Origin of the sequence: Oenococcus sicerae (assembly GCF_004102045.2) — a bacterium.
GTDB lineage: Bacteria > Bacillota > Bacilli > Lactobacillales > Lactobacillaceae > Oenococcus > Oenococcus sicerae.
Window position 1 is genome coordinate 1,413,837 of sequence record NZ_CP029684.2, and the last position, 14,053, is coordinate 1,427,889.

Genomic DNA, 14,053 nt, shown 5'->3' on the forward strand with positions numbered 1-14,053 from the left:
TTCATGGAAAGTAAAAATCGTGCTAGTTCACTAGAAAGCAGCTTATGGAGTGCTGCTGATGTCTTAAGAGGAAAGATGGATGCGTCGGAGTATAAAAACTATTTACTCGGACTTATCTTTTATCGCTTTTTATCAGAAAAAGTATTATCCACTTTTAGCGTTTGGGCCGGGATTGATCATGATATTGAAAAATATTATGCTGAGTATCTAGATCCGAATTTCTTGCTTGAAGATATGGCCATGCGTGACGATACTGTTGAATACATAGAGGAAAGTCTTGGTTATTTGATTGAGCCTGATGCCTTGTATAGCAGCTTGATTGAGAAAATTAAAAACCATCAATTTGCCTTAGATGATCTCGCACAAGCTTTACATGATCTGGAAAATTCTACAATTGGTCAACGCTCAGCTCAAGACTTCGCTGGTTTATTTGCTGATGTGGATTTATCAAGCAACAAGCTTGGCAATAGCCTGCAACAGCGTAATCAGGCTATTAGTGACACGATGTTAGCCTTAAATAATATTGATTTGACAGCTCACAATGGTGATGTCTTAGGGGATGCCTACGAATATTTGATCGCCCAATTCGCTAGTGATTCTGGTAAAAAAGCTGGTGAATTCTATACGCCGCGGCAAGTCTCAGACATTATTGCCCAGATTGTGACTTATCAGCGAGATCAAGGGGATGCACAAATTAAAAGTATTTATGATCCAGCGGTTGGATCTGGATCGCTTTTGCTGAATGTTGGTCAACACGTCGAGAATCCAAGTTTGATTAGTTATCATGGTCAAGAATTAAATACGACGACTTTTAATTTGGCTCGCATGAATTTGATGCTGCACGATGTTTCTTATGAAGATATGCATTTGAATAATGGCGATACTTTGGCCAAGGATTGGCCGACTGACGAACCCTATTTATTTGATGCTGTCGTCATGAATCCACCTTATTCTGCGCAATGGGATAATAGTGACAAACGACTTTCTGATCCACGCTTTAGAGATTACGGTGCTTTAGCGCCAAAATCCAAAGCTGATTTCGCCTTTCTGCTACATGGTTTTTATCATTTAGAGGAACAGGGCACAATGGGAATCGTTTTGCCACACGGTGTCTTATTTAGAGGAGCGGCTGAAGGCAAAATCCGGCAAAAATTGCTTGTAGATAATCGCATTGACGCCATTATCGGTCTGCCAGCCAATATCTTTCATTCGACTGGTATTCCGACTTTGATTATGATTTTGAAGAAACATAAAAGAACTAACGATGTCTTATTCATTGATGCTTCGAATGATTTCGAAAAGGACAAAAATCAAAACCGACTCACTGAGAAGAATATTGAAAAAATTGTCAACAGTTATAAAAAGCGTCAGAACGTTGATAAATATGCCCATGTTGCTTCAATGGATGAAATTAAAGCCAATGATTATAATCTGAATATTCCACGTTATGTGGATACTTTTGAAGCAGAACCCGAAATTGATTTAGCACAAGTCAAGGAGAATCTTGCCGATATTGATCAACAGATCGCTGAAGCTACTACCGCTTTTCAAGCATTAGAAGCACAATTGGTTTCGACTGGTTCTCAGCAGGAAGACTAATAAATATGCTAATAAATATGGCTGAAGAAAATAAAAATATCCCCGAACTACGCTTTCAAGGATTCAGTGGCCCTTGGGAAAAGCGTGAGTTAGGTGCAATAGTCTCTCTACTCAAAGATGGAACTCACGGTACTCATAAGGACGGGAATTACGCACATTTGTTAAGCGCGAAAAATATCCGAAATGGTCAAGTTGTTTATGATCAATCTGATAGAAAAATTAACAAGCCCGACTACGAAATCATTTATAAAAACTATCAGTTAAAGGATAAGGATTTGCTCCTAACAATAGTTGGTTCAATAGGTGAAACCGCGATCTACCATAAAAACAGCCAAGACCTAATTGCGTTTCAGCGTTCAGTTGCTATTATCAGAGGAAACAATGAAACTAAGCAACTTTTTTTAGGTACGGAGTTCAATTCCGATGCAGTTAAAAAACAACTGAAGCAGCTTGTCTCAACGTCGGCACAAGGAGGAATTTACCTCGGATCTTTAGGGAAACTAATATTTCAATTACCTAATTTAGACGAGCAAGCCAAGATTGGTTCTTTCTTTAAAACAATGGATAACTTGATAGCTGTCAACCAGCGTAAGTTAGAAGAGCTAAAAAAACTCAAAAAAGCTTATTTGCAAAAAATGTTTCCACAAAATGGTTCTGAATTTCCAGAATTAAGATTTGCTGGTTACACGACACCTTGGGAAAAGCGTAAGTTTTTTGAGCTATACAAAAAAGTAACTGAAAAGAATGATTTATCATTTGGAGCTGATAAGATCATTTCAGTTGCCAATATGTACTACAAAAATGACTCTTCCAGATCAGATGCAGATTATATGCAGACTTATAACGTTTTCAAAATTGGCGATATAGCTTTTGAAGGAAATAAAAGCAAGAATTTTTTGCACGGAAGATTTGTGGAAAACGATATTGGAGACGGAATTGTTTCGCATGTGTTTGATGTGTTTAGGCCAATTGCAAAATACGATTTATATTTTTGGAAGTACTATATTCACGATGAAAATGTGATGGGAGATATATTAACTAAAGTTACGACTAAAGCAACAATGATGAATAATTTAGTTGCAAAAGAATTTTTAAAACATAAAATTTCTGTCCCTTTATATAAGCAGCAAGTCAAAATCGGTTTCTTTTTTAAGTCTCTAGATGTGACTATCTCGGTCAACCAGCGTAAACTGGATGCTTTAAAAAAACTCAAACAAGGATATCTTCAAAAAATGTTTTGCTAATGTTTTTTCGGCCTAAATTGACTGAATTGATGATCAATTGGGTGCCTGTCTTCCAGACTACAAATCTTAATCCAGCATAATAAATAGCGACTCTTAAAGGGCCGCTATTTTTATTTTGGAGGTGGTTACGATGCCACAAGGAAACAAGATTCTTTTTCACGTCTATTACAAGCAGTGGATGCTGCTTTATAAAAAGGGAGCCATTCGTCGCATTACCTATGACAAATATCGACAGACTTTGAAGCATTTACGCATGTTAAAGCCGGATCTCAGGCTTTGCGATTTAAATCGGCAAACGTATCAGGAACTACTGAATGATTATGCTCAAAATCACGAGAAGCAGACGGTAATGGATTTTCATCACCAATTAAAGGCGTCAATTTTAGATGCTTTAGAAGAAGGACTGCTTACGATTGATCCAACTAGGAAGGTCGTTGTCAAAGGTGTTGTCACACAACACCACAAGACCAAATTTTTAAATCAACAGCAACTCACAAAATTATTGGCTCAATTCACATTGGATGAACATATTTCTTGGGATTATTTTTTTCTCTTAATTGCTAAGACTGGTCTTCGATTTAGTGAGGCTTTGGGTATTACGCCAGACGATTTTGACCTCAGCCGGTTAACTGTATCGATTAACAAAACATGGGATTACAAGACAAGTTCGGGTGCTTTTGCTTTAACAAAGAATCGGGCTTCTATTCGTAAAGTGCCTGTTGATTGGCAGGTTGCTATGCAATTTGCCCAGTTAATTAAGGACAAACCTAAGGACCAGCCGATTTTCGTTTTGCCCGGACAAAAGATTTATAACGCTACAGCTAATGATCGTTTGGAACGATATTGTTCTCGAGCGGGGATCCCAGCAATCAGCGTTCATGGCCTAAGACACACTCACGCTTCATTGCTGCTATATGCTGGTGTCTCAATTGGTTCTGTAGCCAGAAGACTGGGACATTCGAATATGAATACAACTCAAAGAACTTATTTGCATGTGATTCAGGAATTGGAGAACCAAGATACTGACAAAATCATGCGATATCTGACAACTCTAATGTAAAAAATATAAGAAACGCATGGCGACATGCGTTTTTGCTTGAATTGGTGCATGACGCTGGTTGACAGTTATCAGAGAATCTAAAGATCGAAAGAATTGGCCAATCTTGGTTTGCTCAGTTAATTTTGGAATAAAGAAATAAGTTGACGATACCTTTTTCCAATCGGAACGAGGCATCTTTGTTCCAGCGGATAAATTAGCAACAGTCTGATATTTTGTATTCTGAATAATTGAGAAAACAAAAATTGGAGACATATCCTCTGTTGCTCGAAGGACCCAAAAATCACCCAAAGCTACGCCTTTGAATGAAGGAAAAAACCAATTATTCAAGTAAGGTCGTAACTTGCCAAATAAGACATCATTACTTTCAAACTCCGTTCCTTTTCTATGATCTGTTTTGGAAAAAATATCATTATTGAGACGTCCTTCGCTAGATATTAAGTCTGCATATTCAATCCTGGGTAAATCAATATCTGCGGTACTTTTGGAAATTCGAGTAACTATTTTGTCGAACTTACGCTTTTCCCAAATAAGATGATTTTTTAAAAATGTAAGAAAACAATATTCTCAAAAAAATAACGAACTTTAAGACAAAAATTGGCAAATTATTGATACAAATTACGAACTAACTATCATTGATATTGAATGTTTAAAGTGAAATTCAAAGATTAGTAGACAAAAATTATCTGCTTATTCCTAAAAATTTTGTCACTAAAATTGTGACGATCGAAGGAAATGAGATTGAGCCACTATTTGAAATTCAAATTTTAGCCGCAAAAAGTATTTTGTCTTTTTTTAAAAGTAAAATGAGTTGTATTGATTTTTTAGAGGAGTTTGAATTGGTATCTTATAAGGAATTAAAAATCGGTAAACACAATATACCTACATGGGACGGTATGGCCTCGGTTGTGCTAGAAACAGCAGCTCAAAAACCTGAGTGGCATGTGACAGACCTCTTACAGACGGCTGCTAGTAGTATTGGTCTGCCGGAATACCTTTATAATCAGTCCTATCCTAAATATCCAGACGGCCGTATTATTGACGATCGTGCCGGTTGGGCAATTAGTGAACTCACGACTGCCGGATTGCTGATGAGGCCAAGGAGAGCGACTTATACAATCACTGATTTAGGTAGACAAGTTTTTGCTAAATATGGTTACAAATTAGATGGCAAAATCATTCATGCTCAAGCTGCCTATCTGGTTCACACACAAGAATTAAAAGAACGGAATCAGACAACTGAGGCTAATGATATTTCTGACAGTCCTGCCGAAGAGGAATTGTCTAAATCCAGTTTTATTAAAGAAATTACTGAGCAAAGTACCAAGTATAACAATGAGGTAGCAACTGATTTATTACAGAGAATCCGAGAGTCTGAGCCGAAATTTTTTGAGAACTTAGTGGTTAAATTATTGGTTGCAATGGGCTATCAAGGTGACAATGGCACTTCCTGGACGACTCAGTTCACTAACGATGGTGGGATCGATGGCGTTATTAACCAAGACCCGTTGGGTACAAGCACTGTCTATGTACAAGCCAAAAGATATAAAGAAGGAAACGTCGTACAACGTCCTGAAATTGACGCTTTTTATGGCGCACTTCACCGCGCACATGCCGATCGTGGTGTTTTTATCACAACTTCGAAATACTCTGACGGTGCGACTGAAGCAGCTAAAAGCGATTCTATCATCATTATCGATGGGATTCGCTTGACTAATTTGATGCTGAAATATCAAGTCGGTGTTCAAGTTAAGCACCATTTTGATTTATTTGAGATAGATGAAGATTTCTTCGATGCAGATATTTGAGAGTAAGAACATGTATATTTTCTTAAGAGTTTATGACTGTGTTGCGAATTGTCAACCCACAATTGAGTGGATCTTAGATCAGTATCAGATCAAAACGGATAATGCTTCTGGGATTGTTGATGACCCTAATGGCTTTAGTGATGACCAGCGATACATCTTTGATTTGTTGTTGAAAGTGATTAATATCAGCTTGAAGACACTTGATTTAGTGGGGCAGTTGTCCAAGCTAGAGGTAACGGATAATGATTAATCAAATTAGCAGAGGATCTGAGTGGCATAAATGGGATTTACATCTTCATTCATGCTATTCAGAACTGAATAATTGTTTTTCTCATGATACAACAGGCGAGATTTGTGAAGATGATTTTGTGAACTGCATCAAACAAAGTGGCTTGTCTGCCATAGGCCTTACTAATTACTTTAATTTAAAAAAAGAAGATCTTGCGCTAAAAAATCGACTCAACAGTTTGGGAATTAAGACTTTTCTCAATATGGAAGTTCGTTTATCTAATCTAAATAAGGTGGACGAACTATTTGATTATCATGTTATTTTTGATGACAGCTTAGATGATCAGGTTATTAAAAATCTAATGGGAGAGCTCAAGGCAAGCACAGAGTCTATCGATGTTGCCTTCAACAGACTCAGTAAAGATCAGATTGAGCATACAGCATGTATATCTTTTGAAGAACTGAATCAGATCTTAGAAGCAAATGAAGAGCTGAGAGGTAAATATATTAAGGGATTTTTATCAAGAGGACACGGAAGCGCTACTAGCGATGCTGATCCAAAAAATCAAACTGTTTTTAGAGATATTGCAAAGAAGTCGGATTTTCTCATTCATTCTTCTGATAATGCCAATAATTTACAAAAAGATCGTAACTATTGGCTAAATAAATCGCCATATGTAAAACCTCTACTACAGAATTCTGACGCACATTCACTTGATCAGATTGGAAAAAAGTTTTCTTGGATTAAAGCTGACTTAACATTCGATGGTTTGAGACAAATTTTATTTGAACCAGAATCACGAATCTCGTTGGACGAATCTAAGCCTGACCAGAAAAGCGATTATCTTACCATTGACCACGTTAAGTTTCAGCAAGAAATTGATGGCAAAAAGTTTGATAAAAAGATCTATTTTAATAGCAATTTAAATACAATTATTGGAGGAAGATCAAATGGAAAATCCACGCTGACCAATTCGATAGCTAAAGCTTTGAAAAACAAAAATTATACGAAAAAAGATGAGAATGGTAATCAAATGTTCTCTTTCGATAATTCTAATTTTGAAGTTTTTTGGCAGGGAGATGGCCAGCCAAACAACGATCGGGAGGTAGAATTTTTGCCACAGGATTATATGATTCGATTGGTTCAAAATGATAAGCAAAGAAATGAACTAATTGAAAGTACAGTCAGAACCGACACAAGTAATTTTGAAAAAATACAAAATTTTCGAAAAAATGAGCAATAAAAATTGGACGAAATTAATGAGTCTGTTAGCCAATATCTTGGTTTAAAACGGGATTTTTTGCACCTCCAAGAACCGGAAGGAGACAAAAAAGGCATTCAATCAGAAATTAAAAAGATTACTCAGCGGATAAAAGAGCAACCATCTCAGAGCGATTTTTCCGCGGATGACGGAAAAAAATATCAACAACAAATCGATTCACTTGATCAACTCAGTCGTGAAAGAGAACAAATCGACATTGATTTACGATCTTTTAAAAACTTGGCCAATCAGAAAATCGAACTACAAAAAGACTTCGCAGAGATAACTGACGAAACAAGAATCTCTCTGCAGAAATATTTAGATGATCTCTCTATGGACCTTAATCAGAAGTGGTCTACTAAGATATCTGAACTAAAAGATGTTAAAGAAAACCAATCTAGGGAATTAGATAAAAAAATTGAAACTATTAAAAAATCGCCCGAGTATTTGAAAGGCAATGAGCATATTTCACAGAACGAAGTACTTTCTCAACTGATTGAGTCTAAGAAACAAGAACAAGTTCGTTTGAGTGCGTTTGATAAATTTACAAAAAACAAAGAAAATTTGGAAGAAAAAATTAAAGACTCTCAAGATGATATCCTAGCAAAGTATCAGCAGTTGCGTGATGTACAGAATACCCTCCAAAAAGATTTTATCATTCAAGCTGGAAAAAATGGAATCGTTGAAATTAAATTGTATTTTAAGCGAATTCGCTTTGATGAACAACTCAACGGTTTGTTAAATAAGGGAAATAAGAGTAACCTCGATTTTATTAGCCACTTTGATTCTGACACCGATAATACAATTAAAGGTCTATTTACAGAAACAAATCTTTCTTATAATCAAAGCAAAGGACAGGATGATTTAATTCAGGGGGTGTTTAACCATAAATGGTTTGAATTAACTTATGAATTAAGTTATGAGGGTGATGATTTTAATCAGATGTCCCAAGGCAAAAGAGCTTTTGTTATTTTGACATTATTATTGGAATTTAGTGAAGATAAAAAGCCGGTCATTATTGACCAACCTGAAGATAGTTTAGATAACCGTGCCATTTATAAAGATTTGACAAGGTACCTCAAAACCAAGAAAAGGGAACGCCAAATTATCTTAGTTACCCATAATCCTAATATTGTCGTTGGATCAGATGCCGAAAATATCATTGTAGCTAATCAAAATTCAATAAATACTCCAAATGTGAATGGTATCAAGTTTGATTATTGTAACGGTTCACTTGAAAATTCATTTGAGAAGCAGGAAGGAAAATCATTTTTAGCAAGTCAAGGAATTCGTGAACATGTTATTGAGGTTCTTGAAGGAGGAAGCGATGCCTTTGAGAAACGTGAGAAAAAATATAATATGAATTAAAAGTCAATTTTTTGTGTTTAGAAATTTCTCACATAAAATTAAGTTACGACATATTTCTCATTTAAATAAAGAAAGTTAGCGACAACGAATGTGACCAACGTATATTAAACAGCATTATCATATAAATGTTAATTTGAAGGAACGACACTAATGAATGAAATAATACAACCTCTATCTCAAAGAAACGCCCTGATTATCGCTGATGAATGGCATTACTCAGGACAATATGCTTTTTATGATATGACGGCCGATCCAGAAGACTATCAAGAGATAATTAATCCAGCTTTGAGAAGAGATGTTTACTATGAATTTCTAGATCACCAGCAAAAACTGCTCGGATTTTTCGTTATTGAGCCTGTTAATGGAAGCAAAGGTACTTACGAAATTGGATTAGGCCTTGCGCCAAGTCTAACCGGGCATGGTCTTGGAAAAAATTTTTTAGAACATATCATCAGTTATGCAATAACCCATTTTTCGGTAAAAAAAATTATTTTGGATGTCGCAGAATTTAATACTAGGGCACAAAAACTTTATCGTAGCATCGGTTTTAAACAAGCAAGACAGCACGAACAAGAAACAAACAATTCAACTTATACTTTTATTGAAATGACTAAAGATTTTTAATAGGCAACCATTCATTGATCTTCCCATTTTAATTTTGATAGGCTTTTTGCTGAAACGGCTTGCTAGCGTTCAGATCATCACATGAACTATTTTTAAATAACGACTCATGGATTTAACTTCATTATTTTTTTGAGAGACACATATTAAATCAACGATCGGCGGCAGATTTATCCATTTCCATATGTAGTGATCGTCTACGTAATTCTCCCATGCCACTTAGAAAACAAACATCCAAATCTAAAATTTTCACTTTATATCAGTACTTGATGGCCCATCATCGAATTGAAGAGCAATGTCATCCATTGGGATTAGTAAAGTAGAACCTGTCGATTTCGGTTCTATTTTTTTCAAACTTCCGCTTTTCATCACCAGAGGCATATTCAAAGACTGGTCAATCATATTCGGTAATTGTTCTTGTTTTTGCAATTTTTCGAACTCCAAGTCACTAACATGTTCCATAAAACCTAGGAAACGAAATGATTCAGCAGCGTTTCCTTTATTATACGGGGTAATTTCCAAATCAAATTTAATTGAAAAAGACGTAATACTGTTTTTAATTGTCCTCTGCCTTCTCCGATTTAAGATCACAAGCAAATCCGAAGAATGCTCTTTGTTGAAAATACGCCAAGTAATAAATACGGCAAATAATGCCGCAATGCTACTGATCCATTCAGGAATCGTACCCATTAGGCCAGATTGATAAGTCTGATAGACGAAGATTTTCAAAAAGGAAAACAAACGAAAATAAATTAAATAATGCAAAACAGCCGACCTTTCGTTGAAGTATTTCAAAAAATTAAATCATGTTAGGCAGGTACTGATTAAAACTCCCCTAAAAATCAATATATCCTATTCTACTTTTAAAAACGATAAATTATTTTACTTATTTTCCCAAACGGTCGTATTCTGCCAATCAATGTTTGCGGCCATTTTTGCCTTTTCAAATGCTTTATTAAATAACAAAATGTGTCTAGCGCTACAATTAGACTATCTTTTTTTGGAGACGATATGCTTAAAATTTTGGCGGATATTGCAACACTGATCGTGGCTTTTGAGGCACTTGGAATTATGTTATTGGAGATGTTTGGCACGCAAACATTGATGGCTCAAAAAGCTTTTGACCTGACGGCCGCTTATTTAAAACAAAAAGAGGCGCGTATTAGTATGGCTAATCAAGGCCTTTATAATGGTTTTATTGGCGTTGGCATTCTGTTGATTCGTTTTGCATTTCCACAACAAGCAGTCTATCCAGGGCTGCTGCTTTTTATCAGTTTTGTCGTTATTGCAGCAATTTTTGCTACTTTCACGGCTAGCAAGAAAATTATTTTGACACAGGGACTACCAGCGATCATTGCCTTGATATTCGTGGTATTAGCCGCAGCGTCATAATCCTTGTTTATCATTCCTGCGAATATGTTAAACTGCATTTATGAAAGCGCTTTTAATAGGCTTTAAAGTGAAGCGAGTGGAGGATGCCACATGAATTTTGGATTGATTGGTCCTGGACGGATCGCTGAAAAATTTGCACTGGCTGTAAAAGAGGTCCCTGGTGTTCGAATAGTGGCAGTCGCATCCCACCATCTTGAAAAAGCTCAGCATTTTGCTGACAAATTTGAGATCGATCAAGCCTATGGCGATTACGCTGAATTATTAGCTGATCCAGAAGTTGATGCGGTGTATGTTGCTGTGATCAATGAATTTCATTTCGATGTTGTCAAACAGTCTTTGCTTGCCAAGAAGGCGGTCTTGTGTGAAAAGCCGCTGACGCCCAGCCTTGAAGAGACGCAGGCACTATTGCTTTTAGCCAAACAGCAAAAGGTATTGCTGATGGAGGGCATGTGGACGCTCTTTTTACCTGCCATTCATCAGGCTGCGGCCTGGCTGCAAAACGAGCGCATCGGTCAGGTCAAATTTATTAATTGTAATTTCAGCTATTTCGCGGAAGTTGATCCAGAAAGCCGCTTGTTTTCTAAAAAGCAGGGTGGCGGTGCTTTGCTGGATATCGGCGTGTATTGTGTCGCTTTTCTGTTGGAAATGATTGGTGAGCGGCCAAAGCAGATCAAGTCGCTGCTCTTTGATGGCCAGACAGCCGTTGATGAGATGGGGACTGTGATTTTTCGTTTTCCCAACGGTACAATTGCGAATTGCAATTTTGGTTTTCAAGCCCGCATCGATCAAGATGCTCATATTTATGGTTCGCGCGGCAGTATTTTTGTGAAACATTTTTCTGCTTCGCGTCGGGTCGAACTCTATGATGTCAATGATAATTTGATCGATTTTTTTGATGATCCGCAAGAAAATGGTTTCGCCTATGAAATTCAGCATTTTGCCAGCAGCTGGGATAATAACGAGACCGAAGACAGCTTGATGCCGCATTTTAAATCGCTGGCGCTGAGTGAGATCATGCAGCATATTAAGGAAAATGGCGAAGGCTGACTTTTTTTGAAAAATGACTTGTTTTTTTGAAAAAAATGTGTATTGTTAATAACAAGCTCATTATGAATTTATCGCGACCCACAAGTTCATTGATTTTCTCTAATATCGCCCGACGATAAAACAGTTTTTTCACACGTTTTTTGTGTAAAGAAGCTGTTTTTTTGTACTCAAATTTAGGAGAATATCATGAATAAGAACGTTGCACTAATTGGTGTTTCCGGTTATGCCGGGACAATACTCTATCAATTACTGAAAAATCACCCCAAAGTCGGCACTATTACACTATATGGCCATCGCGATGTTGGCAAACACCTGTCGGAAATTCAGCCCGATCTCGTCCAGTATGGTCAAGTCGATCCTGTGATCAATCAATTCGATCCGCAAAAAATAATGAAAGAAGCCGATGCCGCTTTTTTTGCAAGTTCGGCAGGGGTCACGAACCAAATTGCCGGTACTTTGATCGAAGCTGATTTTCCCGTCATCGATCTATCGGGTGATTATCGATTATCGGATCCAAAAAGTTATGAAAAATGGTACAAAAAACCAGCAGCTAAAGCCGATGATCTAAAAAAAGCGACCTATGGTCTATGCGAATTTCATCCAAAATTAAGTCGATATGTCGCAAACCCCGGCTGCTATGCTACAGCAACTTTACTAGGATTGGCGCCAGTCGTTTTAAATAATTTGATTGATTTAGATTCGATTATTGTCGATGCTAAATCCGGTGTCTCAGGAGCTGGTAAAAAATTAGCCCCTGGGAGTGCATTTATGACCGTCAATGAAAATTTAACCGTGTACAAGGCGAATCGACATCAGCATATTCCAGAAATCGTGCAAGAATTAAAAAACTGGAATCCTCAACTTAGATCCATTCAATTTACGACAACTTTATTGCCGATCACGCGCGGCATTATGGCGACAATTTATGCTCATGTTGCAAAGGGAATACAGGATCCGGAAAAAATCATCAGTCAGGCTTTTATCGACACTTATGAAGATAAGCCGTTTATCAAACTACACGGATCAAATTTACCATCGATCAAAGATGCTGCTTACAGTAATTTGGACGCGATCGGTTGGCAATATAATCCGGTCACAGGCGTTATCTTGATCGTCAGTGTGATCGATAATCTGCTCAAAGGCGCAGCTGGACAAGCTGTTCAAAACTTTAACATGATGTTTGGATTTAATGAAAGGATCGGTCTACCCATTGTACCGATCATGATCTAGGAGAATTTTATGAAAATTTTAAATCAATTAATTTGGCCTAAGGGCTTTCAAAGCGACGCTATCAAGGCAGATTTACGCAGCAATTCTGAAAAAGCAGATCTAGGATGGATCGTTTCGGATGTACTAGCAGATGCTGCGGCGGTGTTCACTTTGAATCAATTCCCAGCCGCACCGGTCCAATTGACAAAATCAACGATTACACAGGATCAAAAACTGCAAGCGCTGGTTGTCAATTCATCCAATGCAAATTCTTTTACGGGGATGCAAGGATTAAAAAATGCTGAACTAGAACAGCAATTAGTTGCTGACAAGCTGGCATTGAGCCCGAAGGTCATAGCTGTTTCCTCGACGGGTATTATTGGCAAACAGCTGCCAATGGACAAGATCACCGCCGGAATTGCGAAACTGCAGAAAAGCCAAAACTCAGAGATCGCACAAGCGATCATGACTACGGATACAGTTTCCAAAACGATCAGTCTCGATTTTGACGGCATGATCATGTCAGGTATCGCAAAAGGGTCAGGTATGATCCATCCAAATATGGGGACGATGCTTTCTTTTATTACTACGGACGCCAAAATTGATGGTCAGCTGCTGCAAAAATTACTCAGACAATTGACTGATATTACCTTTAATCAGATCACGATAGATGGCGATACATCAACAAACGATATGCTGATCGTGATGGCTAATGGTCAAGCCGGTCAAGAAGAGATTTTAGCTGATTCGCCTGCCTACGAAACTTTTAAAGCGGCACTTCATAAAGTGATGCAGACACTCGCAATCAAAATTGCCAAAGACGGCGAGGGTGCTTCTAAGCTTGTGACGGCAAATGTTTGCGGTAGTCAAAATGATTTAGCTGCGCGTATGATCGCTAAAACAATTGTTGGATCGAATCTTGTCAAAGCAGCAGCTTTTGGTGAGGATCCCAATTGGGGTCGTGTGATCGATGCGATCGGAAATGCTGGTGTTGATCTGGCTGCCAAAGACATTCAATTAGCGATCAATCATGTTTTGATCATTAGTCAGGGGGAGCTGCTTGAAATGAATTCAGATGCTTTAGAACAGGCTGTTAAATCAGATCAAGTGACTTTTGATGTTTCGGTCGGCAGTGGAGCGGGGCAAGGCCAGGCTTGGGGAGCAGATCTAACTTATGAATACGTCAAAATTAACGCGATGTACAGGACTTGAGGGGAA

14 protein-coding genes are annotated in these 14,053 nt (G+C 37.6%); 12 read left to right on the top strand and 2 right to left on the bottom strand.

Annotated features, from left to right (window positions below; translation table 11 throughout):
• The first annotated feature begins 3 nt into the window (after positions 1–3).
• The 3 genes from DLJ48_RS07285 (at position 4) to DLJ48_RS07295 (ending at position 3,903) form a co-directional block, all read left to right on the top strand.
• Entirely contained in the window at positions 4–1,599 is a 1,596-nt protein-coding gene (locus DLJ48_RS07285; protein ID WP_128686814.1) for a type I restriction-modification system subunit M, read from the top strand.
• Positions 1,600–1,616: 17 nt separating this feature from the next.
• The gene (locus DLJ48_RS07290; protein WP_161566123.1) at positions 1,617–2,843 is read left to right on the top strand and encodes a restriction endonuclease subunit S; all 1,227 of its coding nucleotides are present in this window, start codon (positions 1,617–1,619) and stop codon (positions 2,841–2,843) included.
• Positions 2,844–2,973: 130 nt separating this feature from the next.
• Positions 2,974–3,903 (top strand): site-specific integrase, encoded by a 930-nt coding sequence (locus DLJ48_RS07295; RefSeq protein WP_128686816.1) that lies wholly within the window; start codon positions 2,974–2,976, stop codon positions 3,901–3,903.
• On the opposite strand, the gene DLJ48_RS07300 is transcribed toward DLJ48_RS07295, so the two are convergent.
• The gene (locus tag DLJ48_RS07300; protein ID WP_338043472.1) at positions 3,895–4,431 is read right to left on the bottom strand and encodes a restriction endonuclease subunit S; all 537 of its coding nucleotides are present in this window, start codon (positions 4,429–4,431) and stop codon (positions 3,895–3,897) included. The two genes, DLJ48_RS07295 and DLJ48_RS07300, sit on opposite strands and share 9 nt — an antisense overlap.
• Before the next feature lie 308 nt (positions 4,432–4,739).
• Here DLJ48_RS07300 and DLJ48_RS07305 point away from each other — a divergent pair, with 308 nt between their 5' ends.
• The 5 genes from DLJ48_RS07305 (at position 4,740) to DLJ48_RS07325 (ending at position 9,190) form a co-directional block, all read left to right on the top strand.
• Positions 4,740–5,708 (top strand): restriction endonuclease, encoded by a 969-nt coding sequence (locus DLJ48_RS07305; RefSeq protein WP_161566124.1) that lies wholly within the window; start codon positions 4,740–4,742, stop codon positions 5,706–5,708.
• Complete coding sequence (locus tag DLJ48_RS07310) at positions 5,695–5,958, top strand: type ISP restriction/modification enzyme (RefSeq protein ID WP_128686819.1); 264 nt, start codon at positions 5,695–5,697, stop codon at positions 5,956–5,958. Before DLJ48_RS07305 ends, DLJ48_RS07310 begins: the two co-directional genes overlap by 14 nt.
• Complete coding sequence (locus DLJ48_RS07315) at positions 5,951–7,180, top strand: hypothetical protein (RefSeq protein WP_128686820.1); 1,230 nt, start codon at positions 5,951–5,953, stop codon at positions 7,178–7,180. Before DLJ48_RS07310 ends, DLJ48_RS07315 begins: the two co-directional genes overlap by 8 nt.
• 3 nt (positions 7,181–7,183) lie before the next feature.
• A complete protein-coding gene (locus DLJ48_RS07320) occupies positions 7,184–8,566 on the top strand; it encodes an ATP-binding protein (RefSeq protein WP_128686821.1) in 1,383 nt (460 codons plus the stop codon).
• A gap of 150 nt (positions 8,567–8,716) precedes the next feature.
• Positions 8,717–9,190 carry a GNAT family N-acetyltransferase gene (locus tag DLJ48_RS07325; protein ID WP_128686822.1) on the top strand — a complete coding sequence of 158 codons (474 nt, stop codon included), beginning with the start codon at positions 8,717–8,719 and terminating at the stop codon, positions 9,188–9,190.
• Between the two features lie 246 nt (positions 9,191–9,436).
• Here DLJ48_RS07325 and DLJ48_RS07330 read toward each other — a convergent pair whose 3' ends face one another.
• Positions 9,437–9,877 (bottom strand): hypothetical protein, encoded by a 441-nt coding sequence (locus DLJ48_RS07330; RefSeq protein ID WP_128686823.1) that lies wholly within the window; start codon positions 9,875–9,877, stop codon positions 9,437–9,439.
• 321 nt (positions 9,878–10,198) lie between these two features.
• On the opposite strand from DLJ48_RS07330, the gene DLJ48_RS07335 reads away from it, so the two are divergent.
• From DLJ48_RS07335 to argJ, 4 genes are all read left to right on the top strand, one after another.
• A complete protein-coding gene (locus DLJ48_RS07335) occupies positions 10,199–10,579 on the top strand; it encodes a DUF1304 domain-containing protein (RefSeq protein WP_128686824.1) in 381 nt (126 codons plus the stop codon).
• A 90-nt stretch (positions 10,580–10,669) separates the two neighbouring features.
• Positions 10,670–11,626, top strand: coding sequence for a Gfo/Idh/MocA family protein (locus DLJ48_RS07340; RefSeq protein ID WP_128686825.1), 957 nt, complete (start codon positions 10,670–10,672; stop codon positions 11,624–11,626).
• Between the two features lie 186 nt (positions 11,627–11,812).
• Entirely contained in the window at positions 11,813–12,856 is a 1,044-nt protein-coding gene (argC, locus tag DLJ48_RS07345; protein WP_128686826.1) for an N-acetyl-gamma-glutamyl-phosphate reductase, read from the top strand.
• 9 nt (positions 12,857–12,865) lie between these two features.
• Positions 12,866–14,047: a bifunctional glutamate N-acetyltransferase/amino-acid acetyltransferase ArgJ gene (argJ, locus tag DLJ48_RS07350; RefSeq protein WP_128686827.1), complete on the top strand. Its 1,182-nt coding sequence runs from the start codon at positions 12,866–12,868 to the stop codon at positions 14,045–14,047.
• Positions 14,048–14,053: the final 6 nt, after the last annotated feature.